Source organism: Oceanispirochaeta crateris (assembly GCF_008329965.1).
Lineage (GTDB): Bacteria > Spirochaetota > Spirochaetia > DSM-2461 > DSM-2461 > Oceanispirochaeta > Oceanispirochaeta crateris.
The window spans coordinates 2,860,924-2,886,250 of the sequence record NZ_CP036150.1; the positions used below are offsets into that span (position 1 = coordinate 2,860,924).

Sequence of the window (25,327 nt, forward strand, 5' to 3'; positions counted from 1 at the left end):
AGATATGATGCAATTTAAACTGAATTTCAAAACGCGGCATGCAGGTATGGCTGCCCTGACTACAATTGTTGTTCTGGCGGGTCTGATCCTGTTTAATCTTCTTTTTCAAAGTATTCCCGCTCAATGGGATATGACCAGGAAAAAACTGTTTTCACTGACTGACCAAACAATCTCACTTATGGAGAATCTGGACCAGGATGTCATGATTTATTTTTTGGCGAAACCCGGACAGGAACCTGTGGATATCTTGGAAGTTCTGGAGCAGTACGCCGGATCATCCTCCAGAATAAACCTGGACATAGTGGACCCGGATAGGAATCCGACCCTTGTTTCACAATATGCCGACGACGGAGAATCCATCACAAACGGCAGTGTCATTGTTGTTTCGGGAGATTACTCTCGGGTGATTGACCGCCTTGATCTTTATAGTATCAGTTATAGCCAACAAGGGCAGCCCCAGGTTCTGGGAATGACTGCAGAACAGCGGATAACTTCAGCCCTGGCCTATGTGACCAGCGGGAGAGAGCCCCTTATTTACATCTTGGAAGGCCATAATGAATTCACCCTGGATGAGCTGAATCTACAAGACGTGGTGATCAAAGCCAATTTTTCTGTCAGAACCTTGAATCTGCTAAAAATGGGAACTGTACCCGAAGATGCGGATGTTGTCGTCATCTTGTCTCCCGAGAGAGACTTAACAGAAAATGAATCTGCATCACTGGGAAACTACCTTGAAAATGGTGGGGCTCTCTTTATCTCCCGAGATCTCACAGGGGGAGACATGAGGCATATGGATGCCCTGCTTGAACGCTTTAATCTGATGGTAGTTCCCGGGGTTGTGATGGAGAAGGATACAAACAGACTCCTCCCCGGCATGGGAAATAACCCTCTGTTTTTCTCACCCCGTCTGGCCGAAGAGAATCCGGTAACGGATTCATTGAAGGAAAACAGCCTGGATGCCTTTGTTTTTACAGCCATGGCGGTGCAGGAAACAGCCACAAAGAAGAGGAATCTCAAGTTTACACCCCTTTTGAATTCCTCGGAAAGTAGCTGGCTTCGAAGAGATCTGAGCAATTCCTCCGAATTCAGAACGGCCGGTGACTTACCCGGACCCATCGCCGTTGCCACCTCCCTGGCCGAAACAAACAGAGAAACAGGCAAAGAAGATGGTGCCAGGATCATTGTCCTGGCAAGCGGCCAATCCCTGTCTGCCCTTCCCGGCTTAGGGCAGATCAAGGCAAATATTGAGTTTTTTATTAACAGTTTGAACTGGTTAAGCGATTTGGAAGAATCGATCAACATACCCAGTAAGAGTCTATTCAGACTCCCTGTACAAATTAACGCTCTTCAGGCTTGGATTTATGCAGCCATCTGTGTCCTTCTCATTCCACTTTTGATCATTATCACAGCCACAGTCATCCTCTATAGGAGGAAACACCTTTGAAAAAGAAAAAACAGCTTCTATTCGCAATAGCAGCTCTTGTTCTTATCGGGGGAAGCTATACTGCTGTACATCTCCTTTCAAAACCAAAGGCTCCAAATCAGGAAGCCCCCGCGACTCCTCAGGAAAGCTATGTTCTGAGTGATGTCTCCGAGGACGAACTGAAATCGATCACCATCGAAAACGAAAGCGGCTCCTATACACTGGTTTTGGGTCAGGAGGGAATCGTCGTTGAGAACAGTCCTGAAATCATCCTGGATCAGCAGGCGGCTGCGGGTTTGACCTACACTCTCATGAGGCTGCAAAGCTTCGAGATCATCGAAAATGACAGCAGTGCCCTGGGAAATTATGGACTTGAATCACCAAAGGGAACGGTGATACTTGAAGAAACTGACGGCAGCAAAACGATTGTGAACCTGGGAAATACAACCCCATCCAAAAATGGTTACTATGCTCTCAAACAGGGAGAGAATACTGTTTATCTTCTCTCATCTTATCACGGGACATTCTTTTTAAACCCACTTGACCTCCTCAGAGACAGGACCTTACCTCCTGTGAACTTTCAAGACCTAACACAGCTGACGATTACAGCTGAAAAAACAATAGAGATAGTGCCCTATTACACCTATGAAGCCTTCAGTAGCACCCTGAGTCCTCTGATCATGGTAAAACCCTATAACAGGCCTGTAGCTGTGAATACACAGACATATTCCGAGGCCCTGGAGAGTCTGTCTCAAAATTATGAAATCGTCAGATTTATTTCAGAGGATTCTGAAATTGATACCGGACTAAACCAGGACAGCCCCCGTGTCTACATGATGGATTCCACAGGAAACGAGGTGACAATACGAGTTGGCAATAAGTCAGAAAAGGGCGACCATTACTGCCAGGTCAGTTCCATCAACGGTATAGTAACCCTCTCCTCTGAGGCACTTTCACTGATCGACATTCCCCCACTGGAGATGTCCGACCGGTTTGTTCGTCTCATCGGCATTGACAACGTTAAAGAGCTGCGTGTGGAAACTCCCGATGCTAGTTGGGTGGGCAAAATCGAAATGATGGAGGACGAAACCGGCCTTTATACATTTCAGGGTGAGAGCATAGAAGAAGACTCCTTTAAAAAATTATACCAGGAAATCCTATATCTCCTGTTCGAAGGAGAGGTACCAGAAGGTTTTACCCCCTCGGGAAGATCCCAATTCACAGTAACCTACATTGGTAATGACGAAAACCCGGGAAAGACCACAGCCGAGTGCTACGAATACAATATGGACTTTTACGCAGTGAGCATTGACGGTTATCCTCCGGAATTCCTCATTGGCAAATACCAGATTGAGAATCTCCTGGAATATCTAAGGAATTTCAAAGCCTGAAATAGGATCATACCCAGAAACACAAAAACCCCTAGGAATCTAGGGGTTTTTTTATTGAAACATAGAGAATATCAGACCTGGGGAATATACTTCTTAAAAGCAGTATCTTCCATGATTTCCATGATAAGAGAGGGCCGGTCTTTTATTTGAATCAGAGTAAAACCGCGGGTAAAGAGTTTCTTGAATCCCTTAAGTTCGGGGACGCTGTCGGCCAAAGAGGCTTCGGTAATACAGGCCTTTCCCCATTTTTCAGCTATTTTACGGAATCCGCTTATATCCGATAGTAGAAATGAAATTTCAGTTTTTTCATAATTGGAATCTTTTCGATTGAACATGGCCATCAGAGCACTCTGCCGCTCAAAGTCTTCGAAGTAAACCCGATCAGCGATGATATAAAGAAGCCCGCCACGGCCATTGGTTTTGCCCGAACCGCACTCACCCATGAGGGTGGCATATGTATTGAATACAACCTTGCCGCCAAAACGTTCTTCCCGTTCTTTCCAGAAAATCTCAATCTCGCTCATTTTCACATCTGCCATGTTAAATTTTGTCTCCTTAGAACAGCCTTTAATATAACCTGTAAAGTAATTAACCCGCAAGCAAGAGTTCAAATCCACGAAGACCTTCTTCTCTTCAGATTTTTGATATAGATTAAAACCCAAAAGAACCGATACTCTTGTAAGAGGAGCTTCTATGGATAAAGGTCAATTAAGAGAGCATGTGGACTTGATAAGAGAGGTTTTCTCTTACAACAGAAGATTCAAAGACTCCCTTTTTGTCATCAAAATAGACAGCTCGATCATTGATCATAATTATTTTACAATCCTGGTCCGGGACTTGTCGCTACTTCACCAGAACGGGATTCGTTTTGTCATAATTCCAGGTGCCCACGATAGAATTGATGAGATTCTCAAGCAATATCAAATTCCTTACGACAGTGTTGATGGCATCAGAATCTCCTCTGATGAAGCCATTACATTCATCAAAATGGCAGCCTTTGACGTGTCCAATAAAGTCATGACCCAACTGTCCGGTTATGATATTCCCTCGGTCATAGGCAATTGGGTAAAAGCCAGAGGGCTAGGTGTTGTCCATGGCATTGATTTTCAAAACACAGGAAGGGTGGACAAAATAAAATCGGATGCCATCCAAACCCTCCTCGGAGAAGGACATATCCCGATTTTCCCCTGCATCGGCTGGAATGCCAATGGTGACCCCTATAATATCTCATCAGATGAGCTGGCCAAAGTCATTGCCATAGAGTTAGGTGCTTCAAAACTGTTTTTCATAGGTTCCGATGGGGTCTTAACACAGGAAAACTGCAACATACCCGAAGAAATGCCACTGTCCGAAGATGGACGAATCTCCAAATTGTCTCTGTCTCAAGCCTCATTGTTAATTGAGGCGAATCCCGAAAACCCTCAGATGAGCAGAATCAAAACAGCCCTTTCCGCCTGTGAAGGAGGAGTCAACAGGGTCCATATTGTTGATGGGCGCAGCGATGGTGCTCTCTTGAAAGAAATTTTCTCCAACCTTGGTATTGGAACCATGATATACACCAATATCTATGAGCGGATCAGAAACATGAGACAAAAGGATATATCCAGCGTCTTGAGCCTGATGAAACCATTTATCGATAGGGGTATACTCGTTTCAAGAACAAGAAAGGATCTGGAGGAAAAACTGGATGATTTTGTGGTGTACTCCATGGATGGTATCATTCATGGCTGTGCGGCCCTTCACAGGTTCAGCAATGATCTTGCCGAAATTGCGGCTTTAGCCGTCGATCAAAGGTATGTTCACCTTAAAATTGGAGGCAAACTTGTCTCCTACCTCCTTGAAAAAGCGGAAGAAGAGGGACTGAAGAGAGTGTTTGTTTTGACAACTCAGACCTCCGACTGGTTTCAGAATCTTGGTTTTGAATCGGCAGGAATTGCTGATCTTCCTCCGGAAAAGAGGGATATGTATAACCGGGATAGAAATTCAAGGATACTGATGTACCGTTTTTAGGTGGACGAAATGAAATCCGATCACAGCTCCCTGAAGACACTCATCGACAGCTGTTCCACCATGGATGCCCACACACATTCTGATCAATACAGGGGAGAAGATAGATCTCTCATGCTGAAAGATGTTGTTGAAGAGAGAATCCTAACTCTCAGCTCAGCCACGGACCCGGAGTCGATAAGAGAGTCTTTCAGGCTGAACAGACTCTGTCCCTGGATACTGACGGCCGCAGGGATTCATCCCTGGAAGGCCGGTCTTTTTGGTCCGCAGGATCTGGAATATCTCGAAGAAGAGTTTAAATCAGCACAACAAATCAGTGAAATTGGAATGGACAGTTACTGGGCTCCCCCCGAGGCTAAACCTGAGATGCAAAGGAAACTTTTTGAAGCCCAGCTGAGGATGGCCGTAATACACCAAAAACCGGTCACACTCCATACAAAGGGTGCTGAAAACCAGGTGTTTAACCTTCTAAAACAGTTGAATCCACCCTCGATTCTGATCCACTGGTTTGACGGCAGCCGGGAACAACTTCAGGATTTCCTGGATTTGAATTGCTTCTTCACAATTCCCCCCTCAATCATCAGCAATGACCGATCCACAGAAATGATCAAGAGAATTCCCCTAAACCGCCTTTTACCCGAAACAGACAATCCTCCAACATGGCCCTGGCTTTTTAACCACCCCTCCAGGGCCATCCAAATTAAGTCCGTGGTGAGTGCTGCTTCACAAATTCTCAAATTGCCTGCCTCAGAACTTCATATGAAGTTCAAGGACAACCTGAGAGCCTTTCTGATATTTTAAACCATTTCCCATTGAACAGGGTCTCTTCCCCTATCATAATTGGTGATATGATTAGATTTATAAAAGTATTGATCCTATGCCTGATAGCCCTCCCGCCATTGAGCGCACAGGATTTCGGCATTGCCGTACAAGACCAGGTTTTTGCCCCGCTCATCAATCCCGCAGCCATGGGTGTTGGAAACTCGGCAGGAGTTGCCTATATCAATAGAGTCTCAAAAGAGCAGGGATTTCTAAATGACTACGACCTGCTTTTCTCTTTGGGAAACCTGGCCTATAGCTATGGAAATTCCTATGGAACAGAAACGCACCTCCTGGCAAGCGGATTTCCTCTGGCTCATGGTACATACGGGGGCATCAGCTACCAATGGATTGAAAATATGCCGGGGAATCTTGGTCTCTCATTCCTGACGAGACCTACTGATTTTCTTTCTTTGGCCATCAAGGGTGTAGACCTGAATCACGAAGCGTCCGCGGAAGTGGGCATCGGCTTAAGACCATTGATCTTCAATTCCACCACAGCCTCTCGTTTCACCCTATCGGGAGAGGCCCGTTTTCAGAAGTCTAAGTGGCAGGGAATCAGCTTAGGAGCTTTTGTAGAACCCTTAGACGGCTTTAATATTTTTAGTGATTATAACTTTGAAAGAGAGGTATTTCACTTAGGTGTCCGTCTCTCTTTTTCATATTTGGAAGTAGGCTCAACCATGGATGCCTCCGGAGAGCAAAGATGGGAAGAAGGAATATTTCAGGCTGCAGCCTCCTTCAAAAAACAAAGGAGTATCGTTGAACCCTCCCAGAATCAAGCCATCGAATACGACCTGGCCAATGTGATATTAGATGCTCCAGTAGCCGGGTATTCTACTCTATTCCCGGAAGAAGGAGTCCGCACCCTCTCAGACTTTATCCTTGATATGGAAAAGATTAAGAGAGACAGCACTGCCAAAGCCGTAATTTTTAAGAATCAGGGCTTTAGAACTAATTTTGCAAATCTTCTTGAAGTAGAAGAGGTTCTTCTTGATGTAAAAGAATCGGGAAAGGAACTCTACTTTTACTATGATTCCATCAACAACCTCCCCTATTCATTGGTCGCCTCCGTTGCCGACGAAGTCTATCTGAATCCAGCGGGAGCCGTGTATCTTCAGGGTTTTTCGGTCACCAGTTTTTACCTGAAAGACTTTTTTGAAAAGTGGGGTATCAAGATTCATAATTTCCAGTCTCATGATTATAAAACAGCGTATAACATCCTTTCTGAATCACAAATGACTGAAAAAGAACGGGAAGCCCTTCAGTATGTATACGATGGATTACAGTCTCAAATGACCCGTATGATAGAAGAGGGAAGGAAGGAAAAGCTCTCTGAAACCGCCCAATCTCTCATAGACCGGGGCCCTTTCATCTATGCCTCCAAGGCTCTTGAAATGGGCCTGGTAGACACCCTCAGTTATGAGGATGAATTCAATACAATCATGAGAGAACAGGGGCTGAATGTCGTCAAAGCATCTTTGTTCCAAGACAGTATGGAATACGATTGGGATGACACGGAGAAACCCATCATTGCCGTGATTTACGCTACGGGGGGAATCAACAGGGGAGAAGGAAAGGCAGGAAGTTCTATCGGGTCTGATTCAATGATTCAAGCCATTAGAAATGCCCGAAGAAACCCTCTGGTCAAGGGGATCATACTCCGAGTGAATTCGGGAGGCGGTTCCTCTCTGGCTTCCGATCTGATTGCCCATGAGATAGCCCTATGCCGAAGTGGTGATAATCCAAAACCAGTTGTCGTATCCATGGGTGGTGCAGCCGCTTCCGGAGGATACTACATCTCGGCTCCAGCTTCCAAAATCGTCGCCTCTCCGGTAACAATCACCGGATCAATCGGGGTGATCACCATCATTCCCGATATTTCCGGTTTGATGGAAAAGTACAGCATTGCCGTAGACACAGTGAAGACAGCAGAGCATGGCGATACAGGACAAATTCTAAAATCTATGACACCCGAGGAGGAAGAACAGATCAAGGAATATGTTGCCGCTCTTTATGATCAATTTGTCTCCTTGGTCGGAGAATACAGGGAAATGTCCTATGAAGAGGTTCATGACGTGGCACAGGGACGGATTTGGACAGGTGAACAAGCTAAAGAGAGAGGCCTTGTGGATTATAACGGCGGTCTGACCACAGCCTTTGAAGTAATTAGAGAGCTCATCCAAACCGACAAAGATTTCAGATTGATTGAAATCGTTCCAGGCCGCCGTCCCGGCTTCATGGAGCGCCTTGTGACAGACCCCTTTCTCTCCAGCATCAAGTCTGAGACCCCCATGCCTGAGGATCTTGAAAACATCTTGAAACTGTATAAGAGTTTAAGAAAATACAGAAATGGAGAAGGCCTGTATTTAATGCCCTATACAACGGAGGAACTGGGAGTTTTTTCCAAGGATGAATCCTGATTTTGCTCCTGGGGATAAGCCCCTAGGATCTCATCAATCAGCTCCAAAACCTTAAGCCCATCCCCGTAAGAAGATTCGCATTTTCTTCCGGGATTATTCAGTAACTCAATGGCATGATTCATCATGGATGAGAAATAAGCGGTTCGTCCCTTCCAACCGGAAGACGTACAGCTCAAAGAACGGAAACCCGTGTAATAAGGGGACTCCTGTGAAGACCATAACTCATACACACCATTACCGATTCTGATCCGCCCTTTTTCAAAACTCAGATCCAGTTCGAAAACAAGATGATCCCGTCCTCCCGACACATCCAATACGATAGGAACGCTTCCTCCCCGGGCCAGGACGATCAACTGCCCCCCCTTTCGGTATGGTTCTCCCTCGCTATGAAGGATTTCAAGGTTCTCATCGGTCAAAAATCGAAGGATATCCAACATGTGCGTGCCGTCATGATAGAGGATTTGCGAAACCGGTCTTGTTTTTCCCATATAGAGACGGGCATTAATGCTTAAAAGCTCTCCGAAAGCCTTATCCCGGATCAAACCGCGGACTTCCCGGTAATCTCTTGAAAAACGCCTCTCATGGTTGACCAGAACAACCGAGTCTGATGAATCTATAAGGGGCAGCAGAGCCCTGGCCTCTTCCAGAGAGTTGGACAGCGGTTTCTCACAAACAACCATAGGAACTCCTGCAGAGAGTGCCATTTTAAGAATTGGTATATGGCTATCTGTGATAGATGCAATGTGAAGGATATGCGGCTTTATTTCTTCTACCATCAATTCGGTATTGGCATAAACGGCACAATCGGGCAGAAGGCTCTTGAAGGCTATCCGCTTGTTTTCGTCCGGATCTGATCCTGCGACCAATTGTGCTGTTCGATTGTAATCTATGGCTCCCATATGACTGGCAGGCTTTTCTCTCAAGGGATCTGATTCAAGGGAAACGCCGATGCGTCCTAATCCGGCAATAGCACAGTGAACATCATTCTTGCTTGTCATAAATCCTCCGCTTAGAATCAATATCGGCATCTCAAGAGAATGTCTTCATCGGCCATTCACCAGAACAGACAAGAAACATTTCTTGACCCTTGGGTCTCTCCTCTCTATACTTCTACTCATGACATGGGAAAGAACTTTCGTACTTGTAAAACCCGACGGAGTCAAACGGGGACTCATAGGACAGATCCTGCATCGCTATGAACGTGCCGGTTTGGTACTGGTGGGTGCAAAACTCATCTCCACATCTCGGGAAAGAGCTGAGAAACACTATGAAGAGCATAAAGGTAAGAGTTTTTTTGAACCTTTAGTAGATTTGCTTCTATCGGGACCTTCAATGGCTCTTGCCTTAGAAGGCGCTCATGCCATAGAGGTTATCCGTAAAATAAATGGAGACACCGAACCCAGAACAGCTCAGCCCGGTACAATCCGCGGTGACTTTGCCCATATGGGCTACACCAGGAGTCCCGAACTGAAAGGCGTCATCAACAACCTCGTTCATGCTTCGGATTCTCCTGAAAGCGCCCTCAGGGAATTGACACTCTGGTTTGATGAGGCCGATTTCGTGGAACCTTATCCAACCTGTCTGGAAGGAATGATTTAATCCTCCCAGTTCAGAAAATTATTTGATACAAAGATCAACAAATTCAAATTTCAGTACATCAAAAAGGCCTTCATCCGTGAGCTTCAGCTCGGGGATGACAGGCAGTGCCATGAAAGCCAAAGTCATGAAGGGATCCACTTCCTTATTGACACCCAGGGTATGAACAGCCGTATTCAGGAGATCTTTTAATGAGGCACTGACTTCTTCGGCCGGTTTATCCGACATCAACCCGCCAATAGGCAGCGGCAACAGTCCCACCAGTTCTCCATTGGCAACAACAGAAATACCTCCACCTGAAGCCGCGAGGGAATTCACAGCCAGGGCCATGTCTTCATCACGATCTCCAACGACGATCAGGTTATGAGAATCGTGCCCAATGGAAGATGCAATCGCCCCGCCTTTCAAACGGTAGTTTTCGACAAGCCCCAGTCCAATGGTTCCCTTTCCTCCATGTCGTTCAATAACGGCTATCTTTAGAATATCCAGGTCTGGGTGTATTTTGAAAAGGCCATTTTCGTCCCGTTCAATCTTCCTCACGGCATTCTCAGTCACCAGAGAATGAGGGAGAATGCGGATCACCCTGGCTACATCGGTTTCCATGGGAAGAGAAAAATCCTCAGCCCTAATCTTGCGAACCTTAACGGTGTTGACCACTGCGTCTGTCACCCTGGAAGGCTGGGAAAAAAGGGCTTTTTCATCTTCGGCTACAAGCACACCTTTCTTGTACACCTGCTGAACATGAATGGACTTAAGATCATCCAATATAACGATATCCGCATCGTATCCAGGAGCCAGAGCTCCCTTGCCTTTAAGATGATAACACTCCGCCGGATTGAGGGTCGCCATCTGCACGGCCCAGACGGGGTCCATTCCAAGGTCTATTGCCTCACGAATGTTGTAGTTGATATGCCCGTCTTTCAATATATCTTCAGGTTGTTTATCGTCAGTACAAAAAGCACACCGCCTGAGATTATATAACTTGACACCATGTATTAGGTTTTTAAGATTTCTGGCAGCAGAACCTTCTCGAATCAGAACATACATACCCCGCCTGAGGCGGGACCGCATTTCTTCCGGGGTAGAACATTCATGATCGGTTCCCACTCCTGCTCCGATATAGGCATTCAGTTCCTTCCGGTCTACCATTGGCGCGTGCCCGTCTATAGGCATATTCCGATCCAAGGCCATCTGCATTTTCTCAAGAACGGCGGGATCACCTTCAATAAGCGATGGATAGTCCATCATTTCTCCTAAACCCAGGACTCGGGGTTCTCCTGCCAACTTGACGAGGTCAGAGGCCGACAATTTTGCTCCTGAATTTTCAAAAGGAGTGGCGGGAACACAGGACGGCAACATGAAGAGGCACTCCAGAGGGAGACCTTCGGAGGCATCCAGCATATAACGTATGCCCTCCAATCCTGCCACATTGGCAATCTCATGAGGATCAGCCACGACTGTGGTTGTACCACGGGGAACAACCAGAGAAGCAAAGTGCTCGGGAGTTGTCAGAGATGATTCAATATGAACATGAGCATCAATGAATCCAGGAGAGAGATAGGCTCCCTTTACATCGATCTCAACCACACCCTCATAGGCGCCGTATCCCAGTATTTTTCCATCCTTGACAGCCAGAGTATTCTCAATGATTTCTCCAGTGAATACATTAATGATTTTACCGTTTCGAAAGACAATATCTGCCTTTTTACGGCCAACCGCCGCATCAATAAAATTTTTTAAATCCATAAACTAGAACTCCTCCCCATGACAACCAAGACTTATATCCAGCAACAGAGTGGCAATGCTGAAATATATAATATCTTCATTATAGTACAAAAAAAATGATATTTTGGTCATAAATTAATAAATTGATTGCTCGATCAGTCAGGTTCATTCTATAATTATGAAGAATCATTTCATATGGCCCGCTCGGGCACAAACTAAAGGAGTTTTCATGGAAAAATTTTTCAAGTTGAAAGAGAATGGAACCACTGTAAGAACAGAAGTACTGGCAGGAATGACAACCTTTTTGACTATGGCTTACATCCTGATCGTTAACCCTCTGATTTTGTCAGATGCAGGGATGGATTTTGGTGCTGTATTTACAGCTACGGCCCTCTCTGCTGGTATTGCGACACTGGTTATGGCTCTTATTGCCAAACTCCCCTTTGCCCTCGCTCCAGGGATGGGACTCAACGCTTTCTTTGCATATGCAGTATGTCTGGGAATGGGATATTCATGGCAGTTTGCTCTGACCGCCGTATTCCTCGAAGGTATCATCTTCATCATCCTGACATTTCTCAATGTGCGGGAAGCCATCATTAACTGTATACCCAGCAATATCAAGAAAGCTATATCTGTAGGTATTGGTCTTTTTATAGCGTTTATTGGTTTGCAGAATGCCAAAATGATTGTCAACAATGATGCAACTCTCGTCGGTCTAGGATCTATCTCCAGTCCTGAGTTTACTCTGGCTGTCATTGGTCTAGTCATAACAGCCATCCTTTTGGCGTTTAAAGTCAAGGGAGCGCTGCTTATCGGAATCATCGCAGGAACCCTCGCGGGTTTTCCTCTGGGACTGACTTCAGCCCCCTCTGGAAGCTGGACACCTCCTTCATTGGCACCCATCCTCTTCAAGTTTGACTTTTCTCAGGTATTCTCACTGGATATGTTCATTGTTCTGTTTACTTTTCTTATGGTAGATATGTTCGATACAGTAGGAACCCTGATTGGTGTGTCTACAAAAGCCGGTCTTTTGACTAAGGATGGCAAGATTCCCAGAGTTAAGCAGGCACTTCTCGCAGATGCCATTGGTACAACCGTTGGAGCCTGCCTCGGAACGAGTACAGTTACGACTTATGTAGAATCTGCTGCCGGAGTCGAAGAAGGTGGAAAAACTGGTCTTACCGCCCTTACTGCGGCCATTCTTTTCTTCGCAGCTCTTTTTCTATCTCCTCTCTTCCTGATGATCCCCGGTGCCGCTACAGCTCCTGCCCTTATTCTGGTTGGTCTGTTTATGATCACTCCTGTTAAGGACATAGAACTCCACGACATGACAGAAGCTCTCCCGGCATTCCTGACTATATTCATGATGCCTCTTGCCTATAGTATTTCTGAAGGGATTGTATTTGGTATACTCTCTTATGTCATCCTCAAAGTATGCACAGGAAAATCAAAAGACATCCCCTTACTGACATATATCATCGCCGCTATTTTCCTCTTAAAGTTCTTTATCTAAACCTCAGGAATCTGTTAAGATGATATGGCCCTGGTATTTGACACCAGGGCCTTTTTTACGCAAGGGGAACTCATGAGTACAAGGGCCATTTTCTTTGATGCCGACGGCACTCTTCTCGATTTCAATAAGGCCGAAAAGGAAGCTTTGATCAAACTCAATAAATGGATGTCTACCGGTCATTCCTTAAGTGACTTCACACGGACATATCATGAAGTAAATACAAAGATGTGGATGGAATTGGAAGAAGGCCAGATCACTGCGGAAGAGTTGAAAACCCAACGGTTTTACCGCTTTGCCAAGATCATGAATTCGAATCGGGATGCACAGGAACTCTCTGACTTCTATTTGGCAGCTCTGGGTGAAGGTCATTTCTACCTGAAGGATGCACCAGAGCTCCTGCACACCTTAGGCAACCGTTACCCCCTGGTTATGGTAACAAACGGACTCAGCCTTGTTCAGCAAGCCAGATTCAAGGCACTTGAATTCGATAAGATATTTCATAAAATTCTGATTTCTGAAGAAGTAGGATCGGCAAAACCAGAGACTGAGATGTTCAAACGGGGGGCAGAAGCCATCGGAATGCCTCTTGGTTCTGAGATTCTCATGGTGGGGGACAGCCTGACCTCGGATATAGCCGGCGGTATAGCCGCGGGAATCAGCACTTGCTGGTTTAATCCTGATAGATGGGAGAACGCGTCTCCTTTTAAACCGGATTATGAGATTTCTAATTTGATGGAGCTTTTAGAGGTTCTGGAATCTTAAACGCAGGCAACCGAAAGACTATCCAGATAAGAGATGGTTACCTCAACCGCTCCTTCTGGTTCGAATTTTTCTATCATGGCAATCTGAAAAGCGAAGGCTTCAATAAGACTGAACAACTGGTATGCCGTCTCTTTGGCGGGAACTTTTCGGAATTCCCCCTTCTGAATGCCCTGTCGTATCAACTTTGAAAAAAGATAGATCAAACCTACCGTTCTTTTCTCGATATCTCTGGAATAGTCTTTTCCCTGTCTCTTCATCTGAAATAGAAAATCCGCCAGACAAGAAAAAAAGTCTCTCTTTCTATAACACTTTTCAATGATGTCTCTGCAAATGAATTTTAGTTTGATCATCTCACTCTGACCATCATCCGTAAAAAGATCCTTGTAGTCCCGGAACATTCCTTCGGTCATCTGCTTCACGGCATAATAAAAGATTTCTTCCTTATCCTTAAAGTAGAGGTAGAGCGTCGGCCTGGAAATCCCGCAGCGATCCGCAATGTAAGAAAGGTTTGTATCCTGGTAACCTTTCTGAGCAAATATGACGAAAGCCCGTTTAAGAATTTCCTGTTTTCTTTTATCATGATCAATAATCTTAGGCATATAGTTAAATTATAGACTGTCAAAGTTAATTTGACTATGACGCTCTTCAAGTTTTTGTCCGGAATAAGGAAAGTTAATCAAAATATTTTTACTTTTTCACTAAGAGCCTCTCAGGAATAAAATCAAGAACATTTCCAAAATTGATATTCTTTAGAATCAGGCTGATCTATAATAGGCTAAGTTTAAAAGGGAGAATGACTCATGGACAAAAAAAACTGGCTGCTCCTCTTGCTCCTCTCCATCCTTTGGGGAGGGTCCTATTTCTTTGTCGCCATAGCCCTCACCGGACTGCCTATATTTACGATCGTCTTCCTCAGAGTATTCAATGGTGCAGCCCTTCTTGTTCTGTTCATTTTCCTAACAGGTAGAAAGCTTCCCGGAAATGGAAGAACATGGCTCACCCTCTTTATCATGGGATTCTTCAACAATGCCATCCCCTTCACCATGATTGTGAGCGGCCAACAGTATGTCAGCAGTGGTTTTGCCTCCATCCTGATTGCCATCACACCATTCTTAACAGTGATCACAGCCCATCTCCTAACAAAAGATGAAAAGATTTCCAGCGGGAAAATTGTAGGTATTTTTTTAGGAATACTGGGAGTCTTCATACTCATTGGCTTTGAGTCCATGCAATGGGGATCAAAGGAACTCCTGGGTAGTATTTTTGTTCTCACAGCAACCGTATCCTATTCGATTGCCAGTGTCTGGGGAAAAAAGTTTAAATCTTTAAATATGGATCCCGTTGCTACGGCAGCCGGTCAGTTGATCTGTTCGTCCTTAATTCTGCTGCCCCTCATGCTGATCAGTGACAAACCATGGCAGCTCCCCCTCCCCAACATTGAAGTTTGGGGTGCAATTGCGGGGATTGCTCTGTTTTCTACGGCTGTGGCATACATTGTGTATTTTCAAATACTCAGGAATTCCGGTGCTACCAATGTTATGTTAGTCACATTTCTAATTCCTATCATTGCCGTGATAATGGGCGTTATATTTTTATCTGAGAATTTCAAGATCCAATACCTTTACGGCATGATTATGATCGGCCTGGGTCTGGTCGCCATTGATGGACGCCTGTTTCAGAAAATAAAGGGTGACAACCAGGTCGGATCTTAAAGAAATGACTTTTCTTTTAAGTATTATGCCCCCCGGGACTCCTATACAAACAAAAGCAGGCTGATTGCCATCACAGCCATGCCGGCAATCAGCCCTCCAATGGCAATATGATGTTCACCATACTCTTCTGCTGTGGGCAACAGTTCATCGAGAGAAATATACACCATAATACCGGCGACACTAGCAAATATGATTCCGAAGGTCGCATCATTAAACACATTTCTTAAAAGGAAGAAACCTATCAATGCTCCTACAGGTTCTGCCAACCCTGAAACAAAGGATAACCAGAAGGCCTTACTTTTACTCTTTGTCGCATAATAGATGGGAGCAGAAACGGCAATACCCTCAGGAATATTGTGAATGGCAATGGCAACAGCAATACTCACTCCCAAAGTAGGATCGGAAAGACCCGCCATGAAAGTGGCGAGACCCTCAGGAAAGTTATGTATTCCAATGGCCAATGCAGAAAAAAGACCCATCCGCATCAACTTCTTATCATTGGAGGCTTTCTCTGGAATATCCAGACTCAAATGACTGATTTCATGAGGATTTTCATATGACGGAATGAGCTTATCGATGACAGCAATCACAGCAACACCTGCAAAGAAAGACAGAGTCGTTATAATATAACCTTGTCTGATGCCATAAAAGGCTTCTAGTGCAGCTCTTGCTTTGACAAAAATCTCAATCAGAGAAACATAGATCATAACCCCGGCAGAAAACCCCAGTGATCCAGCTAAAAATTTAGGATTAAATTCCTTAGAAAAAAAAGACATAAGACTGCCGATACCCGTAGCTAGACCGGCAAAGACGGTAAGGCCTAAAGCAAAAATGAGATTTTCGGTTTCCATATGATCTCCATTTATATTTCTATGTTTGAAAATATCTTTATCGATGGGACTAAAATTGTCAACATGATTAAAAATTTAATTCCAATGAGATCGTGGAAGGTAAAAATAAAAAAAGGCCGTCCCATGACAGGAGCAGCCTTAAGTGCAGTTTCTTTTAGGGTATACCGCCCAAGTACAACGTACCCAATGGCGGCATTATGTCAATAACAACTGCCGTAAAAAAGATACCTAATTTAAATATGCTGTAAGATCTACCTCCTTATCATAGTCAATGCCGTCTACACTGAATCCGTGAAGCTTGAGATAGTCTTCACGGAAACCATCGATATCCGATAAATCGGATACATTTTCAGTCGTGACTTGGTCCCATAAATCTGAGACCGCCTTCTGCACATCTTCACGCATTTCCAAATCGTCAATCCGAATACGTCCCTTCTCATCCACTGGGACATCTTTCCCCGGAATCAAACGATCCTGAAAAAGACGATAAATCTGCTCAATGCATCCTTCATGGATTCCTTTCTCTTTCATAATTTTAAAGAGCAAGGCCATATAGAGGGGAACAACTGGTATGACAGAACTGGCTCGTGTGACAAGAGCCTTGTTGACAGAGACAAAAGCCTGTCCATGTAAATCTTTCAGCATATTGTTGAGTTCTGAAGCGCTATTTTCAAGATTCTCCTTGGCCTTCCCGATCGTTCCTTCCCTATAGACAGGGTAGGTTACTTTCGGACCTATGTAGGAATAGGAGACAGTTCTAAATCCTTCAGCCAGAATACCAGCTGACTGAAACTGACTGATCCAGCGTTTCCAGTCCTCACCGCCCATTACTTTAACCGTCGGGGCTATTTCTTCCTCATCAGCAGGACCAATGGTAACCTCACTGACGGTCTGATTCATAAAATCTACAGACTGAGCTGTATAGGATTTTCCAATGGGTTTCAAAACAGATCGGTATGTTTCCCCTGTTTCCGGATCGACTCTCACCGGTGATGCCAGGGAGTAAACAAGGAGATCGACCTGACCCCAATTCTCCCTGATCCAGTCAATGGCCTGAGTCTTGACGGAGTCAGAAAAGGCATCCCCGTCAATCGTATAAGATTTAAGCCCGTCTTTGGCTGAAAATTGATCAAAGGCTCTATTATTATACCAACCGGGGCTGGCTGTCCGCTTAACCGATGGACCTTTTTCAAAGGAAACACCCAATGTCTCAGCACCACCACCAAAGGCAGCTGTGATACGGGATGCCAAGCCAAAACCAGTAGAGCAACCCACAACGAGGATTCTCTTAGGCATTTTTAAAGCGCCCATATTTTTTACATATTGAATCTGGTGTTCTACTTCTTTTTCACAGCCCTCTGGATGAGCCGTAAGACAGACACTTTTTATTATTTTAGGTTCTATTATCATTCTGTTTTCCTCGATTAGTCCCTCGTTTCAGAACACAGGAACGGCCATTACATGGCCCTCTTTAATTTGCTTCAGGGGTTTTCATGATGCACATCCAGGAGGCTTCTGCAGCCATTTCGTCTCCGACGAAGGCTTTGCCTCTCTGTTTGATCATCATACCGCTGATTCTCTCATTCACAATCTCCATACGGACCTCATCACCGGGAACAACCTGACGGCGGAACTTGGCTTTTTCAATGGAGGCCAGAAAAAAGAGGCCCTCTTCATTCCGTAATTTCTTAAGACCCGCTCCACCACACTGAGCCATGGCCTCCACCAGAAGGACGCCCGGTACTACCGGATATTCTGGAAAATGCCCCTTAAAGAAGAAGTCATCCAGGGTGTATTTTCTATAGCCTACAACCCCTTCTTCTGAAACATTTTCCAAGCGGTCTACAAAGAGAAAAGGCGCGCGGTGAGGGAGTAATTGTTCCATTTCGTTCATAACTTAATCCTCGTACTTTTTGAATATGATCGACGCATTGTGTCCGCCGAATCCCAAAGAATCACTGAGTACGGCCTTCACTTCTGCGTCCACTCCCACTCCCGGGACATAATCCAAGTCACAGCCTTCCTCGGGGTTTTTGAGAGTCAGGGTACCGGGTACAAACTGGTTTTGTATGGCCAGAACAGCAACAATAGCTTCGACACCACCAGCTCCTCCCACCATATGAGCCGTGATGGCCTTGGTGGATGTTACTTTCAATTTGTAAGCATATTCACCAAAGGCTAATTTAATGGCCTTGGTTTCAATGGGATCATTTGTCGGGGTGGATGTTCCATGGGCATTGATATAATCAATATCTCCGGGGGTCATTCCGGCATCTTCCAGAGCAAGGCTCATAGAAGCCGCGGCGCCCAATCCTTCCGGATCGGGAGAGGTCAAATGACCGGCATCACATGTGGCACCGTAGCCTACCAGTTCGGCATAGATGGGAGCTTTCCTCTTTATGGCATGTTCCAACTCTTCCAACAAAAGAACTCCTGCGCCTTCACCCATGATAAATCCGTCACGGTCTTTGTCAAAGGGACGACAAGCTACTTCGGGAGTATCATTATATTTGGTAGAGAGAGCCTGGATTCTTGAAAATCCTCCGATGCTGAAGGGAGTAATCGCGGCTTCCATGCCTCCGGTGAACATACAATCTACTCGTCCACTCCTGATCAGATCCAGGGACTGCCCAATGGCATCAGTGGCACTGGCACAGGCCGTGGAAACGGTGGAGCAGGGACCGTGGAGTCCCAGCTTAATAGCGACATTGGCCGGACCTTCATTGCTAATCATCTTGGGAATGGTCATGGGGGCAATCCCCGATGGACCTCGCTTAAAGAGCTGCATCATATTTTCTTCGATGACTTCAAAGCCTCCGATACCATTTCCCAGACAAACCCCCACCCGTTGTGGATCAAAACTGCCCTCTTCAAAACGCGCATCCCGCGCAGCCTGAACAGCAGAGGCGACAGCATAAACTGTGAAGTCCGCCATTTTTCTGAGTTCTTTACGATCGACATAGAGAGTTGAATCAAAATCCTTGACCTCTCCTGTGACCCTGGAAGCGAACAGTTCACTATCAAATTTTGTATTGGCTCCAATTCCGGTCTTCCCTTCTTTCAGAGAATTCCAGAAGGCGGCAATATCATTCCCTGCGGGATTAACTGTTCCCATCCCTGTGACTACAACACGTCTTTTCATATAAATACACTCTCCTTAAGAGTTTCTTTTAATTTATGGACCGATCTGGGCCAAAAGGTTACATGACCATTCCACCGTCTACATTCAGGACCTGACCCGTAATGTAGGACGCTTTATCAGAAGATAGAAACAGAACGGCTTCGGCTATCTCGCGACCTGAACCAGTGCGCCCCAGAGGTATCTGCTTTTTCATTTCATCCATGATCTTATCACTCAAATTTTTAGTCATGTCGGTATCGATAAAGCCGGGGGCAATAGCATTGACCCGGACTCCCCGGGAAGCCACTTCTTTAGCCAGACTCTTGGTCAAACCGATCATTCCGGCTTTAGAAGCTGCATAATTACATTGTCCAGCATTCCCCATGACACCCACAACACTACTCATATTGATGATGCAGCCCTTTCTTTTACGAATCATCTGAGAGGCGGCAATTCTTGATACAAGAAAGGCACTTGTAAGATTGACTTTCATAACTTGATCCCACTGCTCCATGGTCATCCGGAATATCAATCCATCTTTAGTAATCCCCGCATTATTAACAACAACGTCCAAGCCCTCTTTCGCTAGAGGTTCTACAATGGCGGTCATCTGCTCTTCATTGGACACATCTCCCTGATACCAGGTCAAAGATGTGCCTTTTTGTTCTGCCAGACTCTGGAGCTCATCCATATACGGACTGGGACTTGTGCTTATGAAATGAACCTTTGCCTCATTTTCAAGAAATAATTTCACGATCTCTTTTCCAATTCCCCGGGAGCCGCCGGTGACCAGTACTGTTTTACCTTTCATTATTTATCCCTCTTCATTTTCCGAATGATTTATGCTTCCAAGAAGACGATTCAAGCCCTCAAGAGTACCGCAGGAAAAGATATCCTGCCCCATGCCGGATTTTTTCCAGAGACCTGTAAGGACAGTTCCTGGACCGGCTTCTGCTAGGCGCATGATTCCTGACGAACCAATATTTTTTTCTATGACCAGCCACTGTACAGGGCTGACCATCTGCTGAATACTCAACTCCCGTGCTTCTTCTCCCGTAGAAACAAGAGTTCCTGTCACATTGGAATAGAAATCTTTTACCGGATTAGCAAATGTCAGGGTTCCCAGAAAGTCGGCCAGTTCTTCTTTACCGCTGTTCAGCAAGGGAGTATGAAAGGGTCCTGAAACTTTTAGGGGTATGATCCTTCTGGCTCCAGCGGCCTTCAAGACATCCTGAACTCCTGCGATGCCCGCAGCCGTACCGGAGATGACAACCTGAACGGGACTGTTATTGTTTGCCGCATACACATCTGAAACCTGGCTATCCTTCAGAACCTTCTGGACCGTTTCAAAATCCAGGCCCACAACGGCGCCCATGCCTACTTCACCAAATCGTTTTACCACCTTATTGGCAGAGGAAGACATAATTTCGCCTCTTTTGGAAACGAGGGAAAAGACATCAGACTCGGCCAATATACCTGCGTCAGTCATCGCGGAAAATTCTCCCAAACTGAAACCGGCAGAGCAGGATGATCTGATACCCTCTTCTTTCAGAGCTCTGAGAACTGACAGGTTTACAAGTGTCACAGCAATCTGTGTATTCTGAGTCTCCTTAAGATCTTCAATCGATCCCTCAAATAAGAGTGATTTCATGTCCATACTGCAGATATCAGAAGCCAGAACAAACAGCTCTTTCACACAGCCATAGGACTCCCAGAGATCTTTTCCCATACCGGGAAACTGAGCCCCCTGTCCAGAAAACAAAAAGGCTACCTTGTTGTCTACCATACTAAATAGTTTCCTCCATAAGACAGGCCGGCTCCAAAACCGACACTGACTATCTTATGATTTGTCTTTAACAATCCCTGATCCGCCATATCTGAGAGAGCCAGTGGAACAGTAGCTGCCGATGTATTTCCATAATTCTGAAGGTTAATAAAGAATTTTTCCATAGGGATTTTAAGGCGTTTTGAAGCAGCCTGAATAATTCTTAAATTGGCTTGATGAGGAACAATCCAATCCAGTTCCTCCTTATCAATACCGGCTCGTTCAAGAAGGTCGGTAATTGTCTGGCAGATGACACGGACTGCAAACTCATAAACCCGTCTGCCATCCATGGCAATATAGAGGTCTTGAGGATTCTTCAAGTCTGCCATAATTTCGGGAGTGAGAGGATTCTTGGAACCACCTGTTTTAACAATGAGGGCATCCCAGCCGCTTCCTTCTGAGAGGAGCCTGGAAAATTGGATACCCCGCCCCTCTTCATCCGAGACGGAAATGACGACAGCTCCTGCACCATCTCCAAAGAGAACGCAAGTGTTTCTATCTTTCCAGTTTACAATAGATGAGAGGACTTCTGCTCCGACAACTATGATATGGTCGCAGGTCCCGGCATGGATAAAACTGCGGGCCGTCTCTATGGCATAGGAAAAACCGCTGCATGCGGCAGCCAGGTCAAAAGCCCCGGCTCCGGGAATATCCAGAGCTTCCTGAATCAGGCAGGCCGTGGAAGGGAAAGCCTTGTAATCTGGTGTTGAAGTTGCGACGATCACCATGCCAATATCATTTTTATGAACTCCAGAACGTTCCAACGCCTGTCGGGCCGCTTCAATTCCCAGGGTCGAACAGCTCTCGCCTTCAGACGCAAGATACCGGGATTCAATCCCCGTATGAGACCTAATCCACTCATCTGATGTATCCACCCAGTTGGACAAGTCGTCATTGCTGACCTTACGGCGGGGCAGAGCTTTTCCCAAGCCGGTGATAATTCCATTACGGACAGTCGTTGTCATAAAAATTATTATTTACATTTTAACCTAAAATGTCAATAACAGGCACGGGCTTCTCCGGACATGTCCCTATGTCCCTGGCTGCTCAGAGGAGAAAACTGTCTTTTATATTTCCCATTCATCCCCCAAATGGATTATATTTGAATGAAACATTTCAATGAGGTATAAATATGCTCCAAATAGGTGATCAGGCCGAAAACTTCACGCTCATGAATGACTTGGGAGAGGAAGTCAGCCTCTCCGATTTCAAGGGAAAAAAAGTAGTCATTTACTTCTATCCAAAAGACAACACCCCAGGGTGCACGACAGAAGCCTGCAGTTTCAGAGATGAATACAGCCGGTTTTTAGACAGCAATGCTGTGATTTTAGGAATCAGCAAAGACTCTGTAAAAAGTCATGTTTCTTTCAAGTCAAAGTATGACCTTCCATTTTTTCTACTCAGTGATCCCGAAGCCATTGTGATCAAACAATTCGGAGCCTGGGGCGAGAAGAAGAGCTATGGAAAAGTCTATGAGGGAATCATTCGTTCCACATTCATCTTAGACGAAGAAGGCAGAGTACTTCATACATTTTCTAAAGTAAAAACAAAGGATCATGCCCTGGCAGTGTTGGAAGAAATAGCAAAGTTTTAATCTTTTGAAATATGGGTTGGAATAAAAAAACCCCCAAGGGAAAGGAGGAAAACCTTAGGGGTTGAATAAAGAAATGAAAAAACGGTTATATTTCTAATACAACCAAAAAGAAAAAGTGTTACACAAAATATTCGGTTTTCCACCTCCCTTCTCTCAGGATATAATCTTGCTCAATCCATTGGCTTGAGGTATCCTTTAGGAATAGACAGGGGGATTCTTTTGATAATATTCATCATGATGCTGGGAATGGTCGCAGCTGGGTCTGCGGTAATATTTGTCAAACTCGGTTCCTTAAATCCTGTGATCCTAGCCTCATACAGACTCCTATTGTCTTCAATCCTTCTATTCCCCTGGTTTTTAAACGACTTGAGGGCAAACAAAGAGTCCTTCAGGCTCAAACAAATTGTCCCTTCTCTTCTGCCTGGTGTATTCCTGGCCTTCCACTTTGTATTATGGATCACCGGAGCTCGATTGATTCCCGGAGCTCATGCCTCACTGATTACAACCATGAGCCTTGTTTTCATGCCTTTTTTCATGTTTTTCATGATCAAGGAAAAAATTACAAAATGGGAAATACTGGGGAGTCTGGCAGCGATTACAGGTGCCTCGTTTCTTACCTTTAAAGACAGCCGGTATGCAATGGAATATTTAAAGGGTGATCTGTTGTGTTTTCTCAGCATGATATTCATCACAGTCTATCTGGCTTTAGCCAGGCGCCATAGAAATAACACAAGATTGTGGTTCTACATGGTCCCTCTATACGCAACAGGAGGCCTTGTCTGCCTGCTCATAGGATTAGCCTCAGGAGCGAGCCTCATCCCCCGGAGTCCGGGGGACTGGCAATCCATTGTCGGCCTGGCTCTTATATGTACTGTCGGAGGGCATTCTATTAATAACTTTGGGATGAGAAAACTCAGGGGTCAGTTGGTATCTCTCTTGAATCTGACTCAGATTCTTTTTTCTTCCCTCTTGTCGTACCTGATCTTCAATGAAATTCCTCCTGCATATTTTTATCCAGCAGCCCTTTTGATTCTGACAGGTCCACTGATTGTCATCCTGTCTGCAAAACCAGGAATAAAGACCCAAGAAAAGTGATGAAAAAACGTCTGAGAGCCATTATAACAGGACAAAGAAAACACCTCGATAAAAGCTGGTACAAGCTGGATAATGCGGGCAAAATCTACCCGGCTCTACTGAGCAAGAGGATAAGCAGTCTCTTCAGAATCAGCCTCGATTTGTACGAACCCGTCTCATATCCCCTCCTTTGCCGTGCCGTCGAAAAGACAATGCCCCGTTTCCCCTATTACCAAGTGAGTCTACGTCCAGGCTTATTCTGGTATTTTCTAGAAACCAATCCGAGACTCCCTCCAGTAGAGGGAGATTCAATCTATCCCTGTACAGGGTTTCCTCTCAAAAAAAGAGGGATGTTCCTCTTCAGAATCAGAATATATAAAAACAGAATCGCACTTGAATGTTCTCATATACTCACAGATGGAACGGGGGCACTCACCTTTCTCAAAACATTAGCTGCAGAATACTTGCGGCAGAAAGGGATTCCCGTAGATCCTGATGAAAGCCTGGGAATCCTCAAGCTCAATCAAAAAGCCGATCCCATAGAGTTTGATGACGCCTTTCGAAAGCATTTTAACAAGTCCCTTCCTGAGACATCCCGCAGTGCCAGAGCCTATCATTTAAGCAACATGCTCCTGCCGGCTGGAAAATATTTCATCACCACAGGAATTTGCTCCGTGGCAGATGTGAAGAGTCAGGCAAAACAATATGGGGTCAGCCTGAGCGAATTTCTTATCGCCCAACTCATTGACAGCTTTCAGGAACTCATGTCTCAGGACAAGAAGAAGAAAAAACTGCCTGTACGCCTGAATGTCCCGGTCAACTTGAGAGCCCTGTACCCCACAGTTTCCATGCGGAATTTTTTTCTATCAGTAGAGCCCTGGATTGATCCCCGCCTGGGTCATTACGAATTTGAGGAGATCTGCGCGAAGGTTCATCACTATATGAGTTATGAAGTTGATAGAAAATTTCTGAATCAACAGATCACCAGAAATATGAAAGGGGAACTGAACATTATCAATAGACTATTTCCTCTTCATATCAAAAATATGTTCATGCCTACCATTTACAGGATTCTGGGTGAAAATAACTACACCAGCGGTTTCAGTAACCTGGGAATCATAAAACTCCCTGATTCTATGAAAGAACATATAAAGAATTTTGATTTTTATCCGCCCCCAGTACGGGAAACAAAGTAAAATGCACAGCCTTAAGCTATAGTGAAGAATTACGGATATCCTTCGGAAGTCTGATCAGAGAGACAGAGATCGAAAGGCTCTTTTTTACAGGATTAAGGAAAAAAGATATCAGAATTAAAATTGAAAGCAATAGGTTTTATTAAACCTGATTTTCAAGGAGGAAGACGATGCCCTATTGTTCCAGATGCGGAGTTGAAGTATATGAAAATGCAGAAAAATGCCCGCTCTGCCAATCCCCGATTCAAAAATTTGTCTCAGATCCTACTCCTGGCAGACCTTTTCCCCAGGATGAACT

Annotated in this window: 23 protein-coding genes; 12 read left to right on the forward strand and 11 right to left on the reverse strand. The window is 45.1% G+C overall.

What is annotated here, in order from left to right; all coding sequences use genetic code 11:
- Positions 1 to 4 precede the first annotated feature (4 nt).
- Positions 5 to 1,444 (forward strand): GldG family protein, encoded by a 1,440-nt coding sequence (locus tag EXM22_RS12980; protein WP_149486935.1) that lies wholly within the window; start codon positions 5 to 7, stop codon positions 1,442 to 1,444.
- The gene (locus EXM22_RS12985) at positions 1,441 to 2,814 is read left to right on the forward strand and encodes a DUF4340 domain-containing protein (protein WP_149486936.1); all 1,374 of its coding nucleotides are present in this window, start codon (positions 1,441 to 1,443) and stop codon (positions 2,812 to 2,814) included. Before EXM22_RS12980 ends, EXM22_RS12985 begins: the two co-directional genes overlap by 4 nt.
- A 71-nt stretch (positions 2,815 to 2,885) precedes the next feature.
- Here the strand turns inward: EXM22_RS12985 and EXM22_RS12990 are convergent, their stop codons facing one another.
- Positions 2,886 to 3,353 (reverse strand): hypothetical protein, encoded by a 468-nt coding sequence (locus tag EXM22_RS12990; RefSeq protein WP_149486937.1) that lies wholly within the window; start codon positions 3,351 to 3,353, stop codon positions 2,886 to 2,888.
- Between the two features lie 154 nt (positions 3,354 to 3,507).
- Between EXM22_RS12990 and argA the strand changes: the two genes are divergently transcribed.
- From argA to sppA, 3 genes are read left to right on the forward strand one after another with little or no spacing between them, the layout of a single operon-like run.
- Entirely contained in the window at positions 3,508 to 4,824 is a 1,317-nt protein-coding gene (gene argA / locus EXM22_RS12995) for an amino-acid N-acetyltransferase (RefSeq protein WP_149486938.1), read from the forward strand.
- 9 nt (positions 4,825 to 4,833) lie between these two features.
- Complete coding sequence (locus EXM22_RS13000; RefSeq protein WP_149486939.1) at positions 4,834 to 5,622, forward strand: TatD family hydrolase; 789 nt, start codon at positions 4,834 to 4,836, stop codon at positions 5,620 to 5,622.
- A gap of 47 nt (positions 5,623 to 5,669) precedes the next feature.
- A complete protein-coding gene (sppA, locus tag EXM22_RS13005; RefSeq protein WP_149486940.1) occupies positions 5,670 to 8,063 on the forward strand; it encodes a signal peptide peptidase SppA in 2,394 nt (797 codons plus the stop codon).
- On the opposite strand, the gene EXM22_RS13010 is transcribed toward sppA, so the two are convergent.
- Positions 8,018 to 9,061: a Gfo/Idh/MocA family protein gene (locus EXM22_RS13010; RefSeq protein ID WP_168203498.1), complete on the reverse strand. Its 1,044-nt coding sequence runs from the start codon at positions 9,059 to 9,061 to the stop codon at positions 8,018 to 8,020. The genes sppA and EXM22_RS13010 overlap by 46 nt on opposite strands.
- Positions 9,062 to 9,179: 118 nt before the next feature.
- On the opposite strand from EXM22_RS13010, the gene ndk reads away from it, so the two are divergent.
- On the forward strand, positions 9,180 to 9,662 hold the full coding sequence (gene ndk, locus EXM22_RS13015) for a nucleoside-diphosphate kinase (RefSeq protein ID WP_149486942.1): 483 nt from the start codon (positions 9,180 to 9,182) through the stop codon (positions 9,660 to 9,662).
- An 18-nt stretch (positions 9,663 to 9,680) separates the two neighbouring features.
- Here the strand turns inward: ndk and ade are convergent, their stop codons facing one another.
- A complete protein-coding gene (ade, locus tag EXM22_RS13020; protein WP_149486943.1) occupies positions 9,681 to 11,405 on the reverse strand; it encodes an adenine deaminase in 1,725 nt (574 codons plus the stop codon).
- Between the two features lie 208 nt (positions 11,406 to 11,613).
- On the opposite strand from ade, the gene EXM22_RS13025 reads away from it, so the two are divergent.
- Positions 11,614 to 12,897, forward strand: coding sequence for an NCS2 family permease (locus EXM22_RS13025; protein ID WP_149486944.1), 1,284 nt, complete (start codon positions 11,614 to 11,616; stop codon positions 12,895 to 12,897).
- 24 nt (positions 12,898 to 12,921) lie between these two features.
- Complete coding sequence (locus EXM22_RS13030) at positions 12,922 to 13,659, forward strand: YjjG family noncanonical pyrimidine nucleotidase (RefSeq protein ID WP_149486945.1); 738 nt, start codon at positions 12,922 to 12,924, stop codon at positions 13,657 to 13,659.
- Here EXM22_RS13030 and EXM22_RS13035 read toward each other — a convergent pair.
- Positions 13,656 to 14,258 (reverse strand): TetR/AcrR family transcriptional regulator, encoded by a 603-nt coding sequence (locus EXM22_RS13035; protein WP_149486946.1) that lies wholly within the window; start codon positions 14,256 to 14,258, stop codon positions 13,656 to 13,658. The two genes, EXM22_RS13030 and EXM22_RS13035, sit on opposite strands and share 4 nt — an antisense overlap.
- A 201-nt stretch (positions 14,259 to 14,459) precedes the next feature.
- Between EXM22_RS13035 and EXM22_RS13040 the strand changes: the two genes are divergently transcribed.
- The gene (locus tag EXM22_RS13040) at positions 14,460 to 15,371 is read left to right on the forward strand and encodes a DMT family transporter (protein WP_149486947.1); all 912 of its coding nucleotides are present in this window, start codon (positions 14,460 to 14,462) and stop codon (positions 15,369 to 15,371) included.
- A 41-nt stretch (positions 15,372 to 15,412) separates the two neighbouring features.
- On the opposite strand, the gene zupT is transcribed toward EXM22_RS13040, so the two are convergent.
- The 7 genes from zupT to EXM22_RS13075 form a co-directional block, all read right to left on the reverse strand.
- On the reverse strand, positions 15,413 to 16,222 hold the full coding sequence (zupT, locus tag EXM22_RS13045) for a zinc transporter ZupT (protein WP_149486948.1): 810 nt from the start codon (positions 16,220 to 16,222) through the stop codon (positions 15,413 to 15,415).
- Positions 16,223 to 16,450: 228 nt separating this feature from the next.
- Positions 16,451 to 17,632 (reverse strand): enoyl-ACP reductase FabV, encoded by a 1,182-nt coding sequence (fabV, locus tag EXM22_RS13050; protein ID WP_149486949.1) that lies wholly within the window; start codon positions 17,630 to 17,632, stop codon positions 16,451 to 16,453.
- 61 nt (positions 17,633 to 17,693) lie between these two features.
- The gene (gene fabZ / locus EXM22_RS13055; protein WP_149486950.1) at positions 17,694 to 18,116 is read right to left on the reverse strand and encodes a 3-hydroxyacyl-ACP dehydratase FabZ; all 423 of its coding nucleotides are present in this window, start codon (positions 18,114 to 18,116) and stop codon (positions 17,694 to 17,696) included.
- Positions 18,117 to 18,119: 3 nt separating this feature from the next.
- Positions 18,120 to 19,364, reverse strand: a complete 1,245-nt coding sequence (gene fabF, locus EXM22_RS13060; RefSeq protein WP_149486951.1) for a beta-ketoacyl-ACP synthase II — start codon at positions 19,362 to 19,364, stop codon at positions 18,120 to 18,122.
- Between the two features lie 58 nt (positions 19,365 to 19,422).
- A complete protein-coding gene (fabG, locus tag EXM22_RS13065; protein ID WP_149486952.1) occupies positions 19,423 to 20,154 on the reverse strand; it encodes a 3-oxoacyl-[acyl-carrier-protein] reductase in 732 nt (243 codons plus the stop codon).
- 3 nt (positions 20,155 to 20,157) lie between these two features.
- Entirely contained in the window at positions 20,158 to 21,129 is a 972-nt protein-coding gene (locus EXM22_RS13070; RefSeq protein ID WP_149486953.1) for an ACP S-malonyltransferase, read from the reverse strand.
- Complete coding sequence (locus tag EXM22_RS13075; RefSeq protein WP_149486954.1) at positions 21,123 to 22,133, reverse strand: beta-ketoacyl-ACP synthase III; 1,011 nt, start codon at positions 22,131 to 22,133, stop codon at positions 21,123 to 21,125. Before EXM22_RS13075 ends, EXM22_RS13070 begins: the two co-directional genes overlap by 7 nt.
- A 167-nt stretch (positions 22,134 to 22,300) precedes the next feature.
- On the opposite strand from EXM22_RS13075, the gene bcp reads away from it, so the two are divergent.
- The 3 genes from bcp (at position 22,301) to EXM22_RS13090 (ending at position 25,032) form a co-directional block, all read left to right on the forward strand.
- Entirely contained in the window at positions 22,301 to 22,762 is a 462-nt protein-coding gene (bcp, locus tag EXM22_RS13080) for a thioredoxin-dependent thiol peroxidase (protein ID WP_149486955.1), read from the forward strand.
- A gap of 219 nt (positions 22,763 to 22,981) precedes the next feature.
- On the forward strand, positions 22,982 to 23,857 hold the full coding sequence (locus EXM22_RS13085) for a DMT family transporter (protein ID WP_149486956.1): 876 nt from the start codon (positions 22,982 to 22,984) through the stop codon (positions 23,855 to 23,857).
- On the forward strand, positions 23,857 to 25,032 hold the full coding sequence (locus EXM22_RS13090; RefSeq protein ID WP_149486957.1) for a condensation domain-containing protein: 1,176 nt from the start codon (positions 23,857 to 23,859) through the stop codon (positions 25,030 to 25,032). The genes EXM22_RS13085 and EXM22_RS13090 overlap by 1 nt, the downstream gene beginning before the upstream one ends.
- The last annotated feature ends 295 nt before the right edge of the window (positions 25,033 to 25,327 follow it).